Here is a 16,730-nt window from a genome sequence, read left to right as displayed (position 1 = left end):
GCGTGAGTGGGTGCGTACGGGAACGCCGAAGGCCGGCCCCCGGGAGCGGGGGCCGGCCTTCGGTGGCGTGCCGGGCGGGAGGCCGGGCGGTACGTCAGCCGACGGAGACGCCGTGCGAGCGGAGGTAGGCGACCGGGTCGACGTCCGAGCCGTAGCCGGCACCGGTGCGGATCTCGAAGTGCAGGTGCGGGCCGGTCACGTTGCCGGTGGCGCCGGAGAGGCCGACCTGCTGACCGGCGGAGACGGACTGGCCGGCCGAGACGGAGAGCGAGGACAGGTGGGCGTACTGGGCGTAGAAGCCGTCGGCGAGCTTGATGACGACCTGGTTGCCGTACGCGCCGCCCCAGCCCGCGGAGACGACCGTGCCCGCGCCGACGGCCTTGAGCGAGGTGCCGGTGGGGACGACGAAGTCGACACCGGTGTGGTACCCGCTGGACCACATGCTGCCGGACATCTTGTACGGGGTGCCGACGGTCGCGCCGGAGACCGGGACGCTGAAGCCGGTGGCGGTGGTGGCGTTCCCGGCGGCCTGCGTGGTGGACGCCCGCGAGGAGGACGACTTCGAGACGTCCGAGGAGTTCGACCTCGAGGACGCAGAGGAGTTCGACGACTTCGACGACTTCGACGACTCAGAGGACTCAGAGGACTTCGCGGAGGAGCCCGAGGACTGCTTCGACAAGGAGGAGGAACCGGATGAACCAGACGAATCGGACGGCGACTTGGTCGTGCTCGTCGCGGCCTTCTTGCCGATCGACAGCTTCAGACCCGGGTGGATCAGCGACGGGTCGTCCCCGACGACCTCGCGGTTGTCCGCGTAGAGCCGGGTCCAGCCGCCGGTGACATCCTGCTCGTCCGCGATCTTGGAGAGGTAGTCGCCGGAACGCACCGTGTAGGTCGTGGCGGACTTCGCGGACTTCTGCGCCACGGGAACGGCCTGGGCGGCCTTCTCCGGAGCGGCGGAGAGCTCGGACACCGCGGAGACCGCCTGCGCCGCCGACTGCGACGGTGCGGCGTGCGCACCGGTGGCCCCCATGAGGGGGAGGGCGAGCGCGGCGCCGCCGGTTCCGGCGGCGGCGATGGAGCGGGTGAAGCGCTGGGGCTTCGGACGGCGGTGCTTACCCTTGGCGGGCATGACGAATTCCTCTCCGGCGCCTGCGAGGTGAGCTGTCGGGTGCGGACTGGAGATGTCCGGCCGCGCCGGGGCGCGGCTGTACCCCTAGCCGTTCCGGAGACCGGAACAGGCGGTACTGCCTGTGGGTCCCCCGCTCCTGCCGTTCACGGGTGAGTGTGCGGGCTCCGGGCGGCGGCAGGATTGGGCGTCCGTCCGGATTGGTCTGGAACGTAAGCGACCACGACGCACAGGGACAAGCGAAGGTTGTACTCGCCGAGGCTTTCTCTTGATCCCCGGCAGGAATTCCCGGTCACTTTCCGTGAATCAAGGGGCCGGTTTCACGATGAACAGCCTTGGAAAACAGCCGTATTACGTGAGCATGACGGACAACTCAGGGTCACGGATATGACGCTGCTCACGTGACGGATCCCCAGAGCCGCTTATTCCAGAGCGAGTTGGAACGAAGGCTTCAATTCAGACAGAAGCCTCAGATGCGACACGAACGGATAACCGGCACATCGGGGTCACCACATGTCGGGTGCGCACCCGGTCGGCCCTCCCGGGGCGGCCTCCACCGGCGGACCCGAGCGCCGGCCCCCTGGTGCGAACAGGACCGGCAGAGGCCTCGAACAGGGCTCGCGGAGGTCTCGAAGGCCTGGTCGAGGACCCGTTTGCCCCAGGCATCGATGTCGTATGGTCAGGGAAGTGTTCCGGTGGCCACGTCGAGCCGCGCCGGCCGGGACCGACGACCGGGAGGAGCCCCCGTGACGCAGCAGATCCCGTCGACCGAGCCCGAGCTGGCCGGAGTGCGCAACTTCCGGGACGTGGGCGGCCTGCCGACCGTCGACGGCCGGCGGGTCCGCCACGGCGTGCTGTTCCGCAGCGGACATCTCGCGCACGCCACCGACGAGGACGCCGCGTTCCTGGCCTCACTGGGCCTGCACACGGTCTTCGACTTCCGCAACGCGGCGGACCAGAGGCTGGAGGGCCCGGACGTCGAGCTGCCGGGCGTGCGCAATGTGAACCTGCCGCTCTCCGACCCGGCGGACGGGGCCGAGTTCTGGAAGATGGTCCGCGACGGCGACATCGACCAGCTGCGGGAGATCCTCGGCGGCGGCAAGGCGGCCGGCCGGATGATCGCCTCCTACCGTTCGGTCATGACGGAGCGCACGGGCGAGCACTCGCGCGTGCTGCACTCCCTCGCCGAGGACAGCGTCCCGGCGCTCATGCACTGCGCGGCGGGCAAGGACCGGGCCGGCCTGTCCATCGCCGTGACGCTGCTCGCGGTGGGCGTGGAGCACGAGGCGATCCTGGCCGACTACCTGGAGTCCAACGCCAAGCACCGCCGCTACAAGGTGCGCCGCAGCGGCACCTCGGCCGAGGCGTACTCCCCCGAGGTCATGGAGCTGCTGAGCCCCCTCTTCGACGCCCGTGCGGAGTACCTCGCGGCCGCGTTCGACACCGTCGAGGAGACCTGGGGCGGTGTCGAGGCCTACCTGGAGCAGGGCCTCGGCCTGGCCCCGGAGACCCGTGAGCGGCTCCGGGAGCGCCTGCTCGACTGAGCGGGCACTCCCGGCGTCCGGCGTCCGGTGCCGTCTACTGCTTGGCGCCGACCTCGAACAGCAGCCAGAGGAACCCGGCGAAGAGGTGCCCCACCGCGATGTAGATGATCAGCCGGATCCACAGGCTCCGGGGGAACTTCTCCTCCATGTCGGTCATGGCGTCTCTCCAGGGGTGGGGCCGAGGCACAGCGCGGCCGTCGGGCTCTGCAACAGGGTGTGGACGAACAGCAGGTCGACCCCGTCGGGGTCCTGGGCGGCGATGCGGTGCGGGGTCAGCGAGTCGAAGTGCGCGCTGTCGCCGGGTCCGAGCAGATGGGTGGTGTCCCCGAGCCGCAGCCGCAGCCGCCCGCGCAGGACGTGCAGCCACTCCTCGCCGGGGTGCACCCGCACCATGTCGCTCTGCGAGCCGTACGGCACCTGCACGTGCAGCGCCTGCATGCCCCGCCCCGGGGCGCCGGACTGCCGGTAGGTCCAGCCGCCCGCGTGGGTGGGCTCCATGTCGGCGGCACGCACGACGGCGTCCCGGCCGGCGACCGTCTCGCCGAGCAGTTCCGAGACGGTCGTACCGTAGACACGGGCGAGCGCGAGCAGCATCGGCAGCGAGGGCTGGCGCTGCCCGGTCTCCAGCCGGGAGAGGTGGGCCGGCGACAGCCCTGCCGTGCGGGCCGCGTTCTCCAGGGTGAGGGAGGCGCGCCGGCGCAGGGCGCGCAGCTGCGGGGCGACGACACCGAGGTCGTCCGCCGGCCCGGGCTCGGGCCCGGCCTCCGAAGCGGGGTGACTCATACCCTCATTCAGTCGCATCTTTGCCTCTCCGGCAAATTTCTTGCCTGAGAGGCAAAGTACCTCAGGGCCTCGTGGAAGGGACCACCGGTTGCCCTACCCGTTGGCCACCGCCTGTTTGACCAGTGTCCGGCCGAAGTCCCAGACGAGCCCGCCACCCTTGTGCGCGTCGTCCATCACCTCGGTGAAGGCGTCCACGAACCGGTCCACCTCCCGCTCCCCCACGACGAGCGGCGGGATGAGCTTGATCACCTCCAGGTGATCGCCGGAGACCTGGGTGAGGATGCGGTGCCGCTGGAGCAGCGGGACGACCACCATCTGCGCGAACAGGCCCTTGCGGGCCGCCTGGAGCATGGCCCAGCGGCTGCGCAGTTTCAGCGAGCGGGGCTTGCCGAACTCGATGCCGATCATCAGGCCCCGCCCGCGCACGTCGGCGAGCAGCTCGTACGTGTCGATCAGCGCCGTGAGCCGGGACTTCAGCAGCTCCCCGGTCACGCGGGCGTTCGCGACGATCTGCTCGTTCTCCATCACGGACAGCACGGCCAGCCCGGCCGCCATGGCCTGCGCGTTGGATCCGAAACTCGCCGAGTGCACCAGCACCCGGTCCATGGACGAGTAGACCTTCCTGAAGATCCAGTCCTTGCCGAGCGTGGCGCCGACCGGCACATAGCCGCCGGAGAGCGCCTTGGCGACGCAGACCAGGTCGGGTTCGACCCCCTCCTCGTGCTGGTGGGCGTAGAAGTCGCCGGTCCGGCCGAGGCCGGTCTGCACCTCGTCGGCGATGAGCAGTGCCTGGTGGCGGCGCAGCAGCTCCTGGGCGGAGCGCAGGTAGCCGGGCGGGGTCTCGTACACCCCCTTGCCCTGGATCGGCTCGACGATCAGCGCGGCCACATCGCCCTTGCGCAGCTCCCGCGCCAGCGCGTCGAGATCGCCGAGGGGTACGGCGGTGTCGGGGAGCAGCGGCGCGAAGCCGTCCCGGAACCCGCCCTCGCCGTTGACCGACAGGGAGCCCGTGGTCAGCCCGTGGAAGGCGTGGTCGCAGTACAGGACCCTGGGCCTGCCGGTGGCGTACCGGGCGAACTTCAGCGCGGTCTCCACGGCCTCGGTGCCGCTGTTGCCGAAGAAGACCCGGTCCAGGTGCGGGCTGTGGGCGAGCAGCTTCTCGGCCAGCAGTCCGGGCAGCGGCTGGCAGTCGAAGCGGGTGAGGTCGGCGAGCGAGGCGTCGAGGACGTCGTGCAGCGCCTTGCGGACGACGGGGTGGTGGCGGCCGAGGCCCATCACCCCGAACCCGGCGAGCATGTCCAGGTAGTCGTTGCCGTCCGCGTCCCAGAAGTACGCGCCCTCGCCCCGCTCGTAGACCTTGTCGAAGCCGATGGTGTGCAGCATCCGCGGCATCTGGTGGTTGAGGTACCTGCCGTGCAGCTCGTAGCGTTCGGCTCCGCGCTCGGCCAGCAGCGCGCCGAGGTCGAACTCCGTGGTCATCGCGTTGTCTCCCTGCCGGGGCCGTCGGTGGTCTTGTCGCAGGTGCCGCCGGCCGTCCCCTCGGCCGGGCCGCCGGTCGTGTTCTCGACGCTGCCGCGCGCTGCGTCCCCTCCGCCGGGCCGACAGGCGTCCTCCCGACGGCTGCCGCGCGCCGTGTCCCCTCCGCCGGGCCGACAGGCGTCCTCCCGACGGCTGCCGCGCGCCTCACGGGCGGTCGGGCTCGCGCTGATCCGTCCGGCGATCTCGACGGGCGTGCGGCCGATGCCGGCGAGCCGGGACCCCGGGGACACCTGGGGACACCCGGGGAGACGGCGGTCATGACGTCATTCCCGGTTCCCGGAGACCGTCTCGCGCATGGCGCGCAGCGACTCCTTGAGCGAACCCATGGTGGCGAGGACGGCGGTGGGCTCGTAGCCGCAGTGCGCCATGCAGTTGGCGCAGCGCGGGTCCTTGCCGCGGCCGTACTTGTCCCAGTCCGTCTCCTCGATCAGTTCGCGGTACGTCGGCACGTAGCCGTCGCTCATCAGGTAGCAGGGCCGCTGCCAGCCGAAGAGGGAGTAGTTCGGGATCGCCCAGGCCGTGCACGGGAAGTCGACCTTGCCCTCCAGGAAGTCCAGGAAGAGCGGCGAGTGGTTGAGCCGCCAGCGGCGCCGGTTGCCTCCGGAGAAGGCCTTCTTGAACAGCTCGCGGGTCTGTTCCACGCCGAGGAAGTGCTCCTGGTCGGGGGCCTTCTCGTAGGCGTAGGCGGGCGAGATCATCATCTCGTCGACCTTGAGGTCGTCGTTGAGGAAGTCGAGCACCTCGACGATGGTCTGCGGGGTGTCGGTGTTGAAGAAGGTCGAGTTGGTGGTGACCCGGAAGCCGCGCCGCTTGGCCTCCTTGATCGCCTCCACGGCCTCGTCGAACACGCCCTCCTTGGCCACCGACTCGTCGTGCCGTTCGCGCAGCCCGTCGATGTGCACGGCGAACGCGAAGTAGGGCGAGGGCGTGAACTCGTCCATCTTCTTGCGCATCAGCAGGGCGTTGGTGCAGAGGAAGACGAACTTCCTCTTCGCCACCAACTGGCGCACGATCTCGTGGATCTGAGGGTGCATCAGTGGTTCGCCGCCGGCGATCGACACCATGGGCGCACCGGATTCGAGCACCGCGCCCACGGCCTGGGCGACCGGCATGCGCTGTTTGAGCACTCCCGCCGGATGCTGGATCTTGCCGCAGCCCTCGCACTTGAGGTTGCAGGCGAAGAGGGGCTCCAGCTCGACGATGAGCGGGAACTTCTCCCGCTTGCGGAGCTTTTGTTCAGCCAAGTAAGTAGCGACCTTGATGGACTGGCGCAGCGGCATGGCCATCTGGCTCACCTCCGGGGGAGCAGCACGTTGCGGTGCCATTCGAAGAATGCGGGCAGGACGGAACGAAGGACGCGGAAAGCCGATATTCCACCGCGCACCGTTCCGATCCGGACGAGTTCATGTTCAGGAGCGTCCACGACCACCCGGACGGCCGCAACCGGGCGCGTGCCCGCGCGGACGGCGCTCAGGAGCGTGGCCGCCGACTCCATGTCGACCGCGATCGCGCCGGTGGCGAGCAGGTCGGACCGCTCCGGTCCGCGCACCACGTGGTCGGAGCCGGTCAGGGGGCCGGTGTGGACGGTGCGCCCGGGCAGGGTGCGCACGAGTTCCTTGACGAGCAGTTCGGTGTCCACGCACGGCACGGTGCCGCACGGGTCGCGGGTCTCCTCGGCGACCACCAGGTCGCCGGGGTGCATTCCGGGGGCCAGGCCCGCGCAGAAACCGGTGGCGAGCACGGCCGCCCCGCCGAGCACCGGGTCGGTGAGGACCCGGGTGACGGAGCGCTCGGCCGCCTTCGGCCCCATGCCGGTGCGCAGGACGGTCACCGGCCCGCCGGCCCCGCCGCGGTCGCCCATGCGCAGGGCGAGGTGCTCGATGCCGAGCGCGCAGGCGATCAGCAGCGGGGCGGAGGCGGGCTGGGCGTTCATCAGCTCCCCTCGGCCTCGGGGGGAACCGGCGCCTTCGGGGCGACGGGCTCGCCGTGGACGTACCGGCCGAGCGCGGTCAGCGGGAAGACCTGCCGGTACAGGTGGTAGTTGATGGAGAAGTCCCAGGGGAAGCCGGTGCCGGTGAACTGGGGCTCGTCCCAGGAGCCGTCCTCGCGCTGGGTCCCGGCGAGCCAGGCGACGCCCCGCTCGACGGCCCCGGAGTCCTTCTCCCCGGCCGCCAGCAGCGCCATCAGCGCCCAGGCGGTCTGCGAGGCGGTCGAGGCGCCCCGGCCGCTCCAGCCCGCCCGGTCGTCGTAGGAGCGCAGGTCCTCGCCCCAGCCGCCGTCGTCGTTCTGCACGCGCTCCAGCCAGGCGACCGCCCGCCGGATCGCCGGGTGCCGGGCGGGCAGTCCGGCGGCGGTGAGCGCGGGCACCACCGAGCCGGTGCCGTAGAGGTAGTTGACGCCCCAGCGGCCGAACCACGAGCCGTCCGGTTCCTGTTCGGCGAGCAGCCAGGTGATGCCGCGCCGGGTGCGCGGATCGTGGGAGAGGCCCTCGAAGGCGAGCATCTCGACGACGTGCGCGGTGACGTCCGCCGACGGCGGGTCGATCACCTCGCCGAAGTCGCAGAACGGCAGCCGGTTGGGGAAGGGGCTGGTGTTGTCGACGTCGAACGCGCCCCAGGCGCCGTTCCTCGACTGCATCCCGAGGTTCCAGCGCACCCCGCGTCCGATCGCCTTCTCCACCCGCTCCGGGTCGTGGTGGCGGACCCGGCGCAGCGCGAGGACCACCTCGGCGGTGTCGTCGATGTCGGGGTAGTTGTCGTTGTGGAACTCGAACGCCCATCCCCCGGGCGGGAGTCCGGGCCGTCGCACGGACCAGTCGCCGGGCCGCACGATCTGCTCGCCCAGCATCCAGTCGGCGGCCTTGACCAGTTGGGGGTGGTCGGCCGGCACCCCCGCGTCGGCCAGCGCGATGGTGGCCAGGCAGGTGTCCCACACCGGGGACTGGCAGGCCTCGATCATCCGGGACCCGTCCTCGCGCCAGACCGCGTACCGGTCCAGCGACTTCAGGCCCTCCCGCATCACGGGGTGTTCGAGGTCGTAGCCGAGCAGGTACAGGGCGATGACCGAGTACACGGCGGGCGGCTGGATGCCGCCCCAGCAGCCGTCGTTCTCCTGCCGCTCGATGATCCAGCGGGCCGCCGAGTTCAGGGCGGCCTCGCGCAGTCTGCGCACCGCGACCGCGCGGTAGCCGCGCACGACCTTGTCCAGCCGCTGGAACAGCCCGTCCCAGCTCGCCAGCGGCGCCGGCGGCCTGGGCGGGTGGGGAACGGCCGGGTCGGTGTGCAGCTCGTCGAGCCCGAAGGGCGCCGGGCGCACCGGGCGCTTCGCCGAGACGACGGTGAGGGGCACGATGGTCTGCCGGGCCCAGCAGCCGAAGTTGTAGATGCTGAGCGGGAACCACTTCGGGAAGTACAGCAGTTCCGGGGGGAGTTCGGGCAGGTCCTCCCACTTCCACCAGCCGAACAGCGCCAGCCAGATCCGGGTGAAGACCCGGGCGGCGGCGATCCCGCCCTGGTCGCGGACCCAGGCGGAGGCCTTCGCCATGTGCGGCGCGTCGGGCTCGTCCCCGGCCAGCCGCAGGGCGACGTACGCCTCGATGGTGGCGGACAGGTCGCCGGGGCCGCCGTAGAAGGTGGCCCAGGTGCCGTCATCGCGCTGCTCGCCGCGGACGAACAGGGCGGCGGCGCGGGTGGTCGCCTCGTCCTGGATGCCCAGGAACTGGCGGAGCAGCAGGTCCTCGGCGTCCATCGTGACGTTCGTCTCGAGGTCGCCCTTCCACCAGCCCTCGACGTCCTGCCGGGCGAGCAGGAAGTCGGTCGCGCGTCGCATCGCGCGCGCGGCGGCTTCTTGTCCCCCGGCCGCCGCGGGGATGTCGATGTCGATACGGGTTTCGCTGGCCGCGGCAGCACGGGGCGGGAGGGCCCCGGTGCTTCCGTCGGTCGTCGCTGTCATGGCTTCCCCTTCGTGCAGTGTGCATGGCGTTGCGTCTGCTGTGGGTCCGCCGTCGGCCGGTGCCTCTCTTCCCGCGACACCGGCCGGCGACTACGCGAGGGCTATTCGACCGATAGTGATCATCTCTTTCGTACGACGACGAAGTCGGCGAGCGCCGTGAACCGTTCCCGCACCTGCTCGGGCATGTCGACGGCGTTCAGGGCCTCGATGGCGACGGTGTGCTGGCGGCGGGCCTCCTCGGCGGTCCACTCACGGCCGCCGGCCTCCTCGATGAGCGCGGCACGGGCCGCGAACTCCTCCTCGGAGAAGTTCTCGAAGTCGCTGCGCTTGGCGTCGGCGGCGAGCATCTCCCCGAGCCGTTCGGAGGCGGGGCCGCCGGCGTCGAGCGCGGCCACCACCGGCAGGGACTTCTTGCGCTGGCGCAGGTCGCTCCAGGTCTGCTTGCCGGTGGCCTCCGGGTCCCCCCAGATGCCGAGGAGGTCGTCGACGGCCTGGAAGGCCAGGCCGAGGTGGTGGCCGTACCGCTCCAGGGTGTCGGCGGTGTGCGCGTCGGCGCCGCCGAGCACCGCGCCGACGGAGCTGGCGCAGGCCAGCAGTGCGCCCGTCTTGTTGCCCTCCATCTCCAGGCACTCCGCGACGCTGACGCGGTCGCGGTGCTCGTAGGAGATGTCCTGGGCCTGGCCGTCGATCAGGGCGCGGCTGGCGGTGGTCAGCCGCCGGGCGGCCCGGCCCGCCTCGACCGTGCCGAGTTCGAGCAGGACCTCGTTGGCCAGCGCGAACAGGGCGTCGCCGACCAGGATGGCCTGGGCGGGGCCGTGCACCTTCCAGACGGTGTCGCGGTGGCGGCGCTGCTCGTCACCGTCCATCAGGTCGTCGTGCAGGAGCGAGAAGTTGTGGACCAGTTCGACGGCGACCGCGCCGGGCACGCCCACCTCGGGCGCGGCACCGGTGACCTCGGCGGAGAGCACGGCGAGCGCGGGACGCACGGCCTTGCCGCCGTCCCCGTCGGTCGGGTTGCCCCGGGCGTCGATCCAGCCGAAGTGGTAGGCGGCGACCGTGTCCATGGGAGACGCCAGTCGGTCGACGGCCGCGCGCAGGACCGGTGTGGCCAGGGTCCGGCCGCGCTCCAGCAGCGCGGTCACGTCCACCGCGGTCCTCCTTGCGGCCTTCTCGGCCGGGGGCACAGTGGGCACAGTTTCTCCTCTTGTTGCGGTACCGGAGGGGGTGCGGGGGTGTGCCGAGCCGTGCTGGTCGAACGTCACCGGGTCCCACCTCGCAGGGGAACACCGGGGCCCTCCGGTTCTCGGCCGGGGGTCCGGCCCGCGGCGCGGCCGCCGTCGGCTGCGGCGTCCCCCGGGACGGTGCGGCGGGCCGCCTCCTCGAAGGCGAAGAGGCGGCGGGGGCGGGGCCGGCCGAGGGCGGCGAGGGCGGCGTCCGCCGCGCTCACGCCGCTGCGGACCGCACTCTCCATGGTCGCGGGCCACCCGGTGGCGGTCCACGCCCCGGCCAGGTAAAGGCCGGGTGACTCGGTGCGGGCGCCGGGCCTGAGCCGTCCGACGCCGGGGGCGGGAGCGAAGGTGGCCGTGCGCTCCCGGGTCACGAAGAAGTCCCGCACGGTGGCGCCGCGGGTGCCCGGCAGCAGCCTCTCCAGTTCGGGCAGGTAGCGCTCGCGCAGGGCGGCGACGGGCGCGTCGATGTCGTCCTGCGCGGCGGACTGCGACAGGGCGAGGTACTGGCCCTCGCGCAGCCCGGAGGCGTCGGTGCGGTCGAACACCCACTGCACCGGGGTGCCGAGCGCGGCGAGGAAGGGGACGCCGAGCACCTTGCGGTCGTAGACGACGTGCACGTTCAGGATCGGCGCCGTGCCGATCTCCAGGAGCCGCTCGGGAGCGTCGAGCGCCCCGTCCGGCAGCAGGTCGTGGGCCTCGCGCTGCGGTACGGCGAGCACGACGGCGTCCGCGCGGAGCGTCTCACCGGGAGCGCGGACGGTCCACGTGCCGTCGGCGGCGGCGGAGACGGCGGTGACGCGGGCACGGACCTCGGTGCGCACGCCCGCCGAGTCGAGTGCCCTGCGGGCCAGCCGGTCGTGGAGTTCGCCCAGCGGGACGTGGGCCCAGCCGATGTCGGCGGCGCCCGGGTCGGACAGCAGACCGGTCTTGAACACCATCGCGGCCAGGGCGAGGGAGGTGTCGCCGGCGACCGCGTTGAGGGTGGCGACCCCGACCAGGTCCCACAGCGCCTCGACGGCTCGCGGCGACTGCCCGTGGGCGGCCAGCCAGCTGCCGAAGTCCTGCGCGTCCAGGGCCGGATCGGCGGGGTCGAGGCCCTTGAGCGCGAGCGCGGCCCGGCCGACCGAGGCGCGTTCGGCGAGCGAGAGGTGCGGGTACGTGGCGAGGCTGCGGCCCAGGTGGAGGGGGACCGGCAGCGCGTCGCGCCGCAGCCTGCCGAGCCGTCGCCCCGCGGGCTTGTCGAGGTCGACGACGGGCACGTCGAGGCGGTCCTGGAGCGGCGCCAGCGCGGTGCCCTCGATGCGGTCGAGGAACCAGCGGTAGGCGGTGCAGCAGCGCAGGTAGACGTGCTGGCCGTTGTCGACGGTGAGCCCGCCGCGCCGGAAGGAGAAGGCCAGGCCGCCCAGCCGGGGCCGGCCCTCGAGCAGGGTGACGCGGACGCCCGCGTCGGCGAGTGCGAGCGCGGCGGTGACGCCGGCGAGCCCGCCGCCGATCACGACGGCGTCCCGCCCGGAGGTCTCCGGTTCGCCGGAGCGCGGCTCGTCGCTCATCGTGCGCCCTCCCCTGCGCGCCCGCCGTGCCGGTCGGACTCCGCACGGCGTGCCGTCGCCGTCAGGGACGCGGCATCGCGGCGGAGGGTTGCGTGCCGTTCCTCCCCGGTGACATCACCGTGGTCCGCGTGCTCACCCCGTGGGTCCATCAGATCGGCCTCCTGACGGTCAGCCGGGACACGTGGCGGGTGTCCAGACCGGAGAGGCCGCGGACGGCGACGTACGCCTTCTCCCGGCCGGGCAGGGAGACCCGGCCGCGCAGGACGGCCTCGGGGTCGCGCTCGATGCGGTCCAGCAGGCGGCGGTAGATGCCGGCCATGGCGGCGACGCAGGCGCCGCTGCGCCGGTCGAGCAGGGGCAGCAGCCGGTAGCCCTCGGCGAACAGTGCGCGGGCGCGCCGCACCTCGAAGTGCACGAGGCCGGCGAAGTCGGAGCCCTCCGGCGGCGTCGGCCCGTCGAAGCCGGCCGAGCAGCCGAACTTGGCGAGGTCGTCGGCGGGCAGGTAGGTGCGCCCGCCGGCGGCGTCCTCGCGGACGTCCCGGAGGATGTTGGTCAGCTGGAGGGCCAGGCCGAGGGTGTCGGCGTACTCCGGCGCCCGTTCGGCGCCGCGCGCCCCCGGTCCGGTGCCGAAGACGCCGAGGGAGAGCCGTCCGATGGCGCCCGCCACACAGCGGCAGTACGCCTTCAGGTCGTCCCAGGTCTCGTAGGTCTCGCCGCGGACGTCCATCAGGACGCCGTCGATCAGCTCGTCCAGGCCGCCCAGCGGGATCGGGAAGGTCCTGGCGGCGTGCGCGAGGGCGACCGCGACGGGGTCGGTGTCGTCCTCCTCGACCTCGCCCGCGCGCACCCGGGTGAGCAGCGCCCGCGTGTCCTGCAGCCGGGCGCTCTTGACCTCGCCGTCCAGCGCGCCGTCGCCGATGTCGTCGACGCGGCGCGAGAACGCGTACAGCGCCGACATGGCGCGGCGCTTCGCGGTGGGCAGCAGCCGGATGCCGTAGGCGAAGTTGCGCGCCTGCTGTCCGGTGACGGTCTCGCAGTAGCCGTAGGCGGCCAGTACCGGTGCGGACACGGGTGTCGGAGAGTCCACGGTCCGGATCACCCCTCTCCTCGCAGGGTCACGCCCACCTCGCGCAGCAGCCGGAGCTTGCCGGGCTTGGGCGGGCCGGGAAGAACGTCGTGGTGGGCGGCGGCGATCGCGTGTAGCGCCGCCCTTCCTCCCGCCACGAAGCCCGCGAGCAGCAGCCTCAGCCTTCCGTGGACGCTGCCCACGAGGGGGGCGCCTTCGTCCAGGAGGTCGCGGGCGCGCTGGGCCTCGAAGGCGACCAGGGCGCGCACCGACGCCCCCGCGGTCGCCGCGGCGAGATCCGCCTCCTGGACGTGGAAACGCTTCATGTCCGTGGCGGGAAGGTAGACACGGTCGCGGCCGAGGTCCTCGGCCACGTCCTGGAGGTGCTCGACGATCTGGAGCGCGGTGCAGACCGCGTCGGAGCGGCGGACGCGCTCGGGGGTCGTGGTGCCGGTGACGGCGAGGACCAGCCGGCCCACGGGGTTGGCGGACAGCTCGCAGTAGGCCAACAGGTCGTCGTAGGTCTCGTACCGGGTGACGAGCTGGTCCTGGCGGTTGGCGGCGATCAGGCCGAGGAAGGGTTCGGGGGTGAGCGAGCGGCGGCGCACGCTCGGCTGGAGGCGACGCAGCAGGGGGTGGCGGGGCGTGCCGTCGAAGACGCGCCGCAGGTCGGCCTCGAAGGCGTCGAGGAGGACCAGCCGGTCCTCGGCCTCGGTGGCCGGCACGCCGAGCAGGCGGGCGTCGGCGCCGCCGGGCGCGAGGTCGCCGTCACCGATGTCGTCGACGAGGCGGGCGAAGCCGTACACGGCGACCAGGTCCTCGCGCCAGTCCCGGGGCAGGAAGAAGGGGGCCACGGGGAAGTTCTCGTCCGCGGCCTTGGCGAGGGTGGAGCGCTCCGTGTCCGCGACGCCCGGCGCCGTCACCGTCGGCTGCCCGGGGCAGGGACGGCACATGCTGCGTTGAGCAGGGGAGTTTCCGTAGCCATCGCCGTCACATCTCCCGTTCTACACCGACAACCCGACACCCACTATTTCGGACACGCCGCCCGGCCGCCCGCGCGGCGTCGGCGCTCGAGGGTGTCGCGCATTATCGCCCCACTTGCCGCGTTTCGGGACCGGTACAGCTTACGTTGTACAGCGCACCAGGGCCCGCGCGGGTGTCCCGCACATCACAACAACACACCGATCCGCGTCAAGATTCCTACGAACGGCGGGAGTTGACGCTTCCTTTGCAGACGCGGGGCCCCACCGGAAGGTTCCGGCGGGGCCTCGACGGCACCGGTTCACTTCCCGGTGAACTTCTCGTACTCCTTGAGGACCTCTTCGGTCGGTCCGTCCATGCGCAGTTCGCCGCGTTCCAGCCACAGCACGCGGTCGCAGGTGTCGCGGATCGACTTGTTGCTGTGGCTGACCAGGAACACCGTCCCGGCCTGCCGGCGCAGCTCGCGGATCCGCTCCTCGGAGCGCTTGCGGAACTTCGCGTCGCCGGTGGCCAGCGCCTCGTCGATCATGAGGACGTCGTGGTCCTTGGCGGCGGCGATGGAGAACCGCAGGCGGGCCGACATGCCGGAGGAGTAGGTGCGCATGGGGAGGGTGACGAAGTCGCCCTTCTCGTTGATGCCGGAGAAGTCGACGATCTCCTGGTAGCGCTCCCTGATCTGCTCCCGGGACATGCCCATGGCGAGTCCGCCGAGGACGATGTTGCGCTCACCGGTGAGGTCGTTCATGAGGGCGGCGTTCACACCGAGCAGGGAGGGCTGGCCGTCGGTGTAGACCTTGCCGCTCTCCGGCGGCAGCAGGCCGGCGATGGCGCGCAGCAGCGTGGACTTGCCGGAGCCGTTGGAGCCGATCAGGCCGATGGCCTCGCCGCGGTGGGCGACGAAGGAGACGCCGCGCACCGCGTGCACCTTGCGCACCCCCCGCTCCTCGCCGCGCTTGACGATCCGGCTGAGGGCGGCGGTGGCGCTGCCCTTGCCCGTCCGGGCGCCGTTGACGCGGTAGACGATGTGCACGTCGTCCGCGATCACGGTGGGCACCCGGGGGCCCGGCGGCTGCTCAGCCACGGCCGTACCTCTCCTCCGCCTGCCAGAAGTAGACGAAGCCGCCGATCGCGAACAGCGCGGCCCAGCCGACGGCGACCGCCCAGACGTGGTCGGGGAGGTTCTCGGCGCCGTACTCCTCGATGAGGGCGAAGCGCATCAGGTCCATGTAGATGGCCGCCGGGTTCCACTGGAGGACGTTGGCCACCCAGGCCGGCTTGTCGGCGAGGAAGACCGGGATGGAGAACATCACGCCCGAGGCGTACATCCAGGTCCGCATCACGAACGGCATCAGCTGCGCCAGGTCCGGGGTCTTGGCGCCGGCCCGCGCGAAGACCAGCGCCAGGCCGGTGTTGAAGCAGAACTGGAGCGCCAGCACCGGGACGATCAGGGCCCAGGAGGCGTCCGGGTAGCTGCCGAAGCCGATCACCACCAGGAACAGCACGATCATCGAGTACAGCAGCTGCTGGAGCTGCTGGAGCGCGAAGGAGATCGGCAGCGAGGCCCGCGGGAAGTGCAGGGCGCGGACCAGACCGAGGTTCCCGGAGATCGCGCGGACCCCGCTCATCACCGAACTCTGCGTGAACATGAAGACGAACACGCCCGTGACGAGGAACGGGATGTACACCTCCTTCGGCATGCCCTTGCTGGCGTTGAGGATCACGCCGAAGATCATGAAGTACACGGCGGCGTTCAGCAGCGGGGTGGCCACCTGCCACAGCTGTCCCAGCTTGGCCTGGCTGTACTGAGCGGTCAGCTTCGCCCGGGAGAAGGCCAGGATGAAGTGACGACGCCCCCAGAGCTGGCGGACGTACTCCCGCAGCGGGGGCCGGGCACCGCTCACGGCCAACCCGTACTTGGCGGCCAGCTGCGCCGCCGTGAGGCCCTCGTCGGGCGACGGCGGCGCACTCACCGCGACTGCGCCGTCATGCGTTGTCTCACTCACCAGTAGGAAACTTTCGTCTTCGGGATGCGCGGCCTGAACCGGGCCGGCACGTGCCGGGGGGCCGCGGAACGGCCCGGGGCCCTCGGGGACGAGCTTGTCAGATGACGGGAGGCCGGCCCAGTCGGGTCAGCCGCCACACCGTACGCCACTTCATGGGCCGGCGCGGTCCGCAGGGTGTGGTCCACCCTTCCCGGAAACCACCGAACCACGCCTTCAGGGCCGGGCGCGAGGGGCGGCGCAGCAGGGTGAGCAGCAGCCACACGCCGAGGTAGACCGGGACCAGGGGAGCGGGAAGGTTGCGCCGGGCCAGCCAGACCCGGTTGCGGGCGACCATGCGGTGGTAGACGGCGTGCCGCGAGGGCGCGGTCGTCGGGTGGTGCAGCACCATGTCGGACCGGTAGTCGATCATCCAGCCCGCGTCGAGGGCCCGCCACGCCAGGTCGGTCTCCTCGTGGGCGTAGAAGAAGGCGTCCGGGAGGGCGCCGACCTCGGCGAGGACCTGGGTGCGCACCGCGTTGGCGCCGCCGAGGAAGGTGGTGACGCGGGAGGAGCGCATCGGGTCGGAGGCGCGCAGCCGGGGCACGTGGCGGCGCTGGGTGACGCCGGTCTCCGGGTCGGCGATGCGGAAGCTGATGATGCCGAGCCTCGGGTCCTCCTCGAAGGCCCGGCGGCACAGCTCGGCGGTGTCGTGGTGCGCGAGGAGGCCGTCGTCGTCGAGGAAGAGCAGGACGTCGACGTCGCGGCCGCTCGGACCGAACGCCTCGATGCCCACGTTGCGGCCGCCGGGGATGCCGAGGTTCTCGGGCAGCTCGACCGTGCGGACGCCGTCGGGGACGTCGGGGACGGGCGAGCCGTTGCCGACGACGACCACCTCGACCCGGTCGCCGTCCTGCCCCGCGATCGAGTCGATCAGGGCGCGCAGTTCGTCGGGGCGGTTGCCCATGGTGATGATCAC

The 16,730-nt window shown here is 72.0% G+C and carries 16 protein-coding genes and 1 riboswitch; of the genes, 1 reads left to right on the top strand and 15 read right to left on the bottom strand.

Annotated elements, in window-relative coordinates; all coding sequences use genetic code 11:
• Positions 1-94: 94 nt before the first annotated feature.
• Positions 95-1,132, bottom strand: a complete 1,038-nt coding sequence (locus ACGFQC_RS29515; RefSeq protein WP_363090668.1) for a LysM peptidoglycan-binding domain-containing M23 family metallopeptidase — start codon at positions 1,130-1,132, stop codon at positions 95-97.
• Between the two features lie 4 nt (positions 1,133-1,136).
• Positions 1,137-1,294, bottom strand: a riboswitch (cyclic di-AMP (ydaO/yuaA leader).
• Positions 1,295-1,875: 581 nt separating this feature from the next.
• On the opposite strand from ACGFQC_RS29515, the gene ACGFQC_RS29510 reads away from it, so the two are divergent.
• Complete coding sequence (locus ACGFQC_RS29510) at positions 1,876-2,673, top strand: tyrosine-protein phosphatase (protein ID WP_363090669.1); 798 nt, start codon at positions 1,876-1,878, stop codon at positions 2,671-2,673.
• A gap of 34 nt (positions 2,674-2,707) precedes the next feature.
• Here ACGFQC_RS29510 and ACGFQC_RS29505 read toward each other — a convergent pair whose 3' ends face one another.
• The 14 genes from ACGFQC_RS29505 to ACGFQC_RS29440 all read right to left on the bottom strand — a co-directional run bounded on the left by ACGFQC_RS29505 (position 2,708) and on the right by ACGFQC_RS29440 (position 16,718).
• Positions 2,708-2,830, bottom strand: coding sequence for a DUF6126 family protein (locus ACGFQC_RS29505; protein WP_363090670.1), 123 nt, complete (start codon positions 2,828-2,830; stop codon positions 2,708-2,710).
• The gene (locus ACGFQC_RS29500) at positions 2,827-3,456 is read right to left on the bottom strand and encodes an XRE family transcriptional regulator (RefSeq protein WP_363090671.1); all 630 of its coding nucleotides are present in this window, start codon (positions 3,454-3,456) and stop codon (positions 2,827-2,829) included. The genes ACGFQC_RS29505 and ACGFQC_RS29500 overlap by 4 nt, the downstream gene beginning before the upstream one ends.
• A gap of 93 nt (positions 3,457-3,549) precedes the next feature.
• Positions 3,550-4,935 (bottom strand): aspartate aminotransferase family protein, encoded by a 1,386-nt coding sequence (locus ACGFQC_RS29495; RefSeq protein WP_363090672.1) that lies wholly within the window; start codon positions 4,933-4,935, stop codon positions 3,550-3,552.
• A gap of 323 nt (positions 4,936-5,258) precedes the next feature.
• On the bottom strand, positions 5,259-6,281 hold the full coding sequence (gene hpnH, locus ACGFQC_RS29490; RefSeq protein WP_363090673.1) for an adenosyl-hopene transferase HpnH: 1,023 nt from the start codon (positions 6,279-6,281) through the stop codon (positions 5,259-5,261).
• A 5-nt stretch (positions 6,282-6,286) separates the two neighbouring features.
• A complete protein-coding gene (locus tag ACGFQC_RS29485) occupies positions 6,287-6,928 on the bottom strand; it encodes a 1-hydroxy-2-methyl-2-butenyl 4-diphosphate reductase (protein ID WP_363090674.1) in 642 nt (213 codons plus the stop codon).
• Positions 6,928-8,946, bottom strand: a complete 2,019-nt coding sequence (gene shc / locus ACGFQC_RS29480; RefSeq protein ID WP_363090675.1) for a squalene--hopene cyclase — start codon at positions 8,944-8,946, stop codon at positions 6,928-6,930. Before shc ends, ACGFQC_RS29485 begins: the two co-directional genes overlap by 1 nt.
• A gap of 119 nt (positions 8,947-9,065) precedes the next feature.
• Positions 9,066-10,130, bottom strand: coding sequence for a polyprenyl synthetase family protein (locus ACGFQC_RS29475; protein ID WP_363090770.1), 1,065 nt, complete (start codon positions 10,128-10,130; stop codon positions 9,066-9,068).
• 74 nt (positions 10,131-10,204) lie between these two features.
• The gene (hpnE, locus tag ACGFQC_RS29470; RefSeq protein ID WP_393288907.1) at positions 10,205-11,725 is read right to left on the bottom strand and encodes a hydroxysqualene dehydroxylase HpnE; all 1,521 of its coding nucleotides are present in this window, start codon (positions 11,723-11,725) and stop codon (positions 10,205-10,207) included.
• Positions 11,722-11,874: a DUF6380 family protein gene (locus ACGFQC_RS29465; protein WP_363090676.1), complete on the bottom strand. Its 153-nt coding sequence runs from the start codon at positions 11,872-11,874 to the stop codon at positions 11,722-11,724. The genes hpnE and ACGFQC_RS29465 overlap by 4 nt, the downstream gene beginning before the upstream one ends.
• Positions 11,874-12,824 carry a presqualene diphosphate synthase HpnD gene (hpnD, locus tag ACGFQC_RS29460; protein WP_363090677.1) on the bottom strand — a complete coding sequence of 317 codons (951 nt, stop codon included), beginning with the start codon at positions 12,822-12,824 and terminating at the stop codon, positions 11,874-11,876. The genes ACGFQC_RS29465 and hpnD overlap by 1 nt, the downstream gene beginning before the upstream one ends.
• Positions 12,821-13,744, bottom strand: a complete 924-nt coding sequence (hpnC, locus tag ACGFQC_RS29455) for a squalene synthase HpnC (RefSeq protein WP_363090678.1) — start codon at positions 13,742-13,744, stop codon at positions 12,821-12,823. Before hpnC ends, hpnD begins: the two co-directional genes overlap by 4 nt.
• A 329-nt stretch (positions 13,745-14,073) precedes the next feature.
• Positions 14,074-14,853, bottom strand: a complete 780-nt coding sequence (locus ACGFQC_RS29450; RefSeq protein WP_363090679.1) for an ABC transporter ATP-binding protein — start codon at positions 14,851-14,853, stop codon at positions 14,074-14,076.
• Positions 14,846-15,775, bottom strand: a complete 930-nt coding sequence (locus tag ACGFQC_RS29445) for an ABC transporter permease (RefSeq protein ID WP_363090680.1) — start codon at positions 15,773-15,775, stop codon at positions 14,846-14,848. The genes ACGFQC_RS29450 and ACGFQC_RS29445 overlap by 8 nt, the downstream gene beginning before the upstream one ends.
• Before the next feature lie 97 nt (positions 15,776-15,872).
• Positions 15,873-16,718 (bottom strand): glycosyltransferase family 2 protein, encoded by an 846-nt coding sequence (locus ACGFQC_RS29440; RefSeq protein ID WP_393288919.1) that lies wholly within the window; start codon positions 16,716-16,718, stop codon positions 15,873-15,875.
• Between the last annotated feature and the right edge of the window lie 12 nt (positions 16,719-16,730).

The sequence above is a fragment of the Streptomyces sp. NPDC048734 genome (assembly GCF_043198675.1).
Lineage (GTDB): Bacteria > Actinomycetota > Actinomycetes > Streptomycetales > Streptomycetaceae > Streptomyces.
Note: the sequence above shows the minus strand (reverse complement) of the source record. Positions and strands in the feature narration are given on the sequence as shown.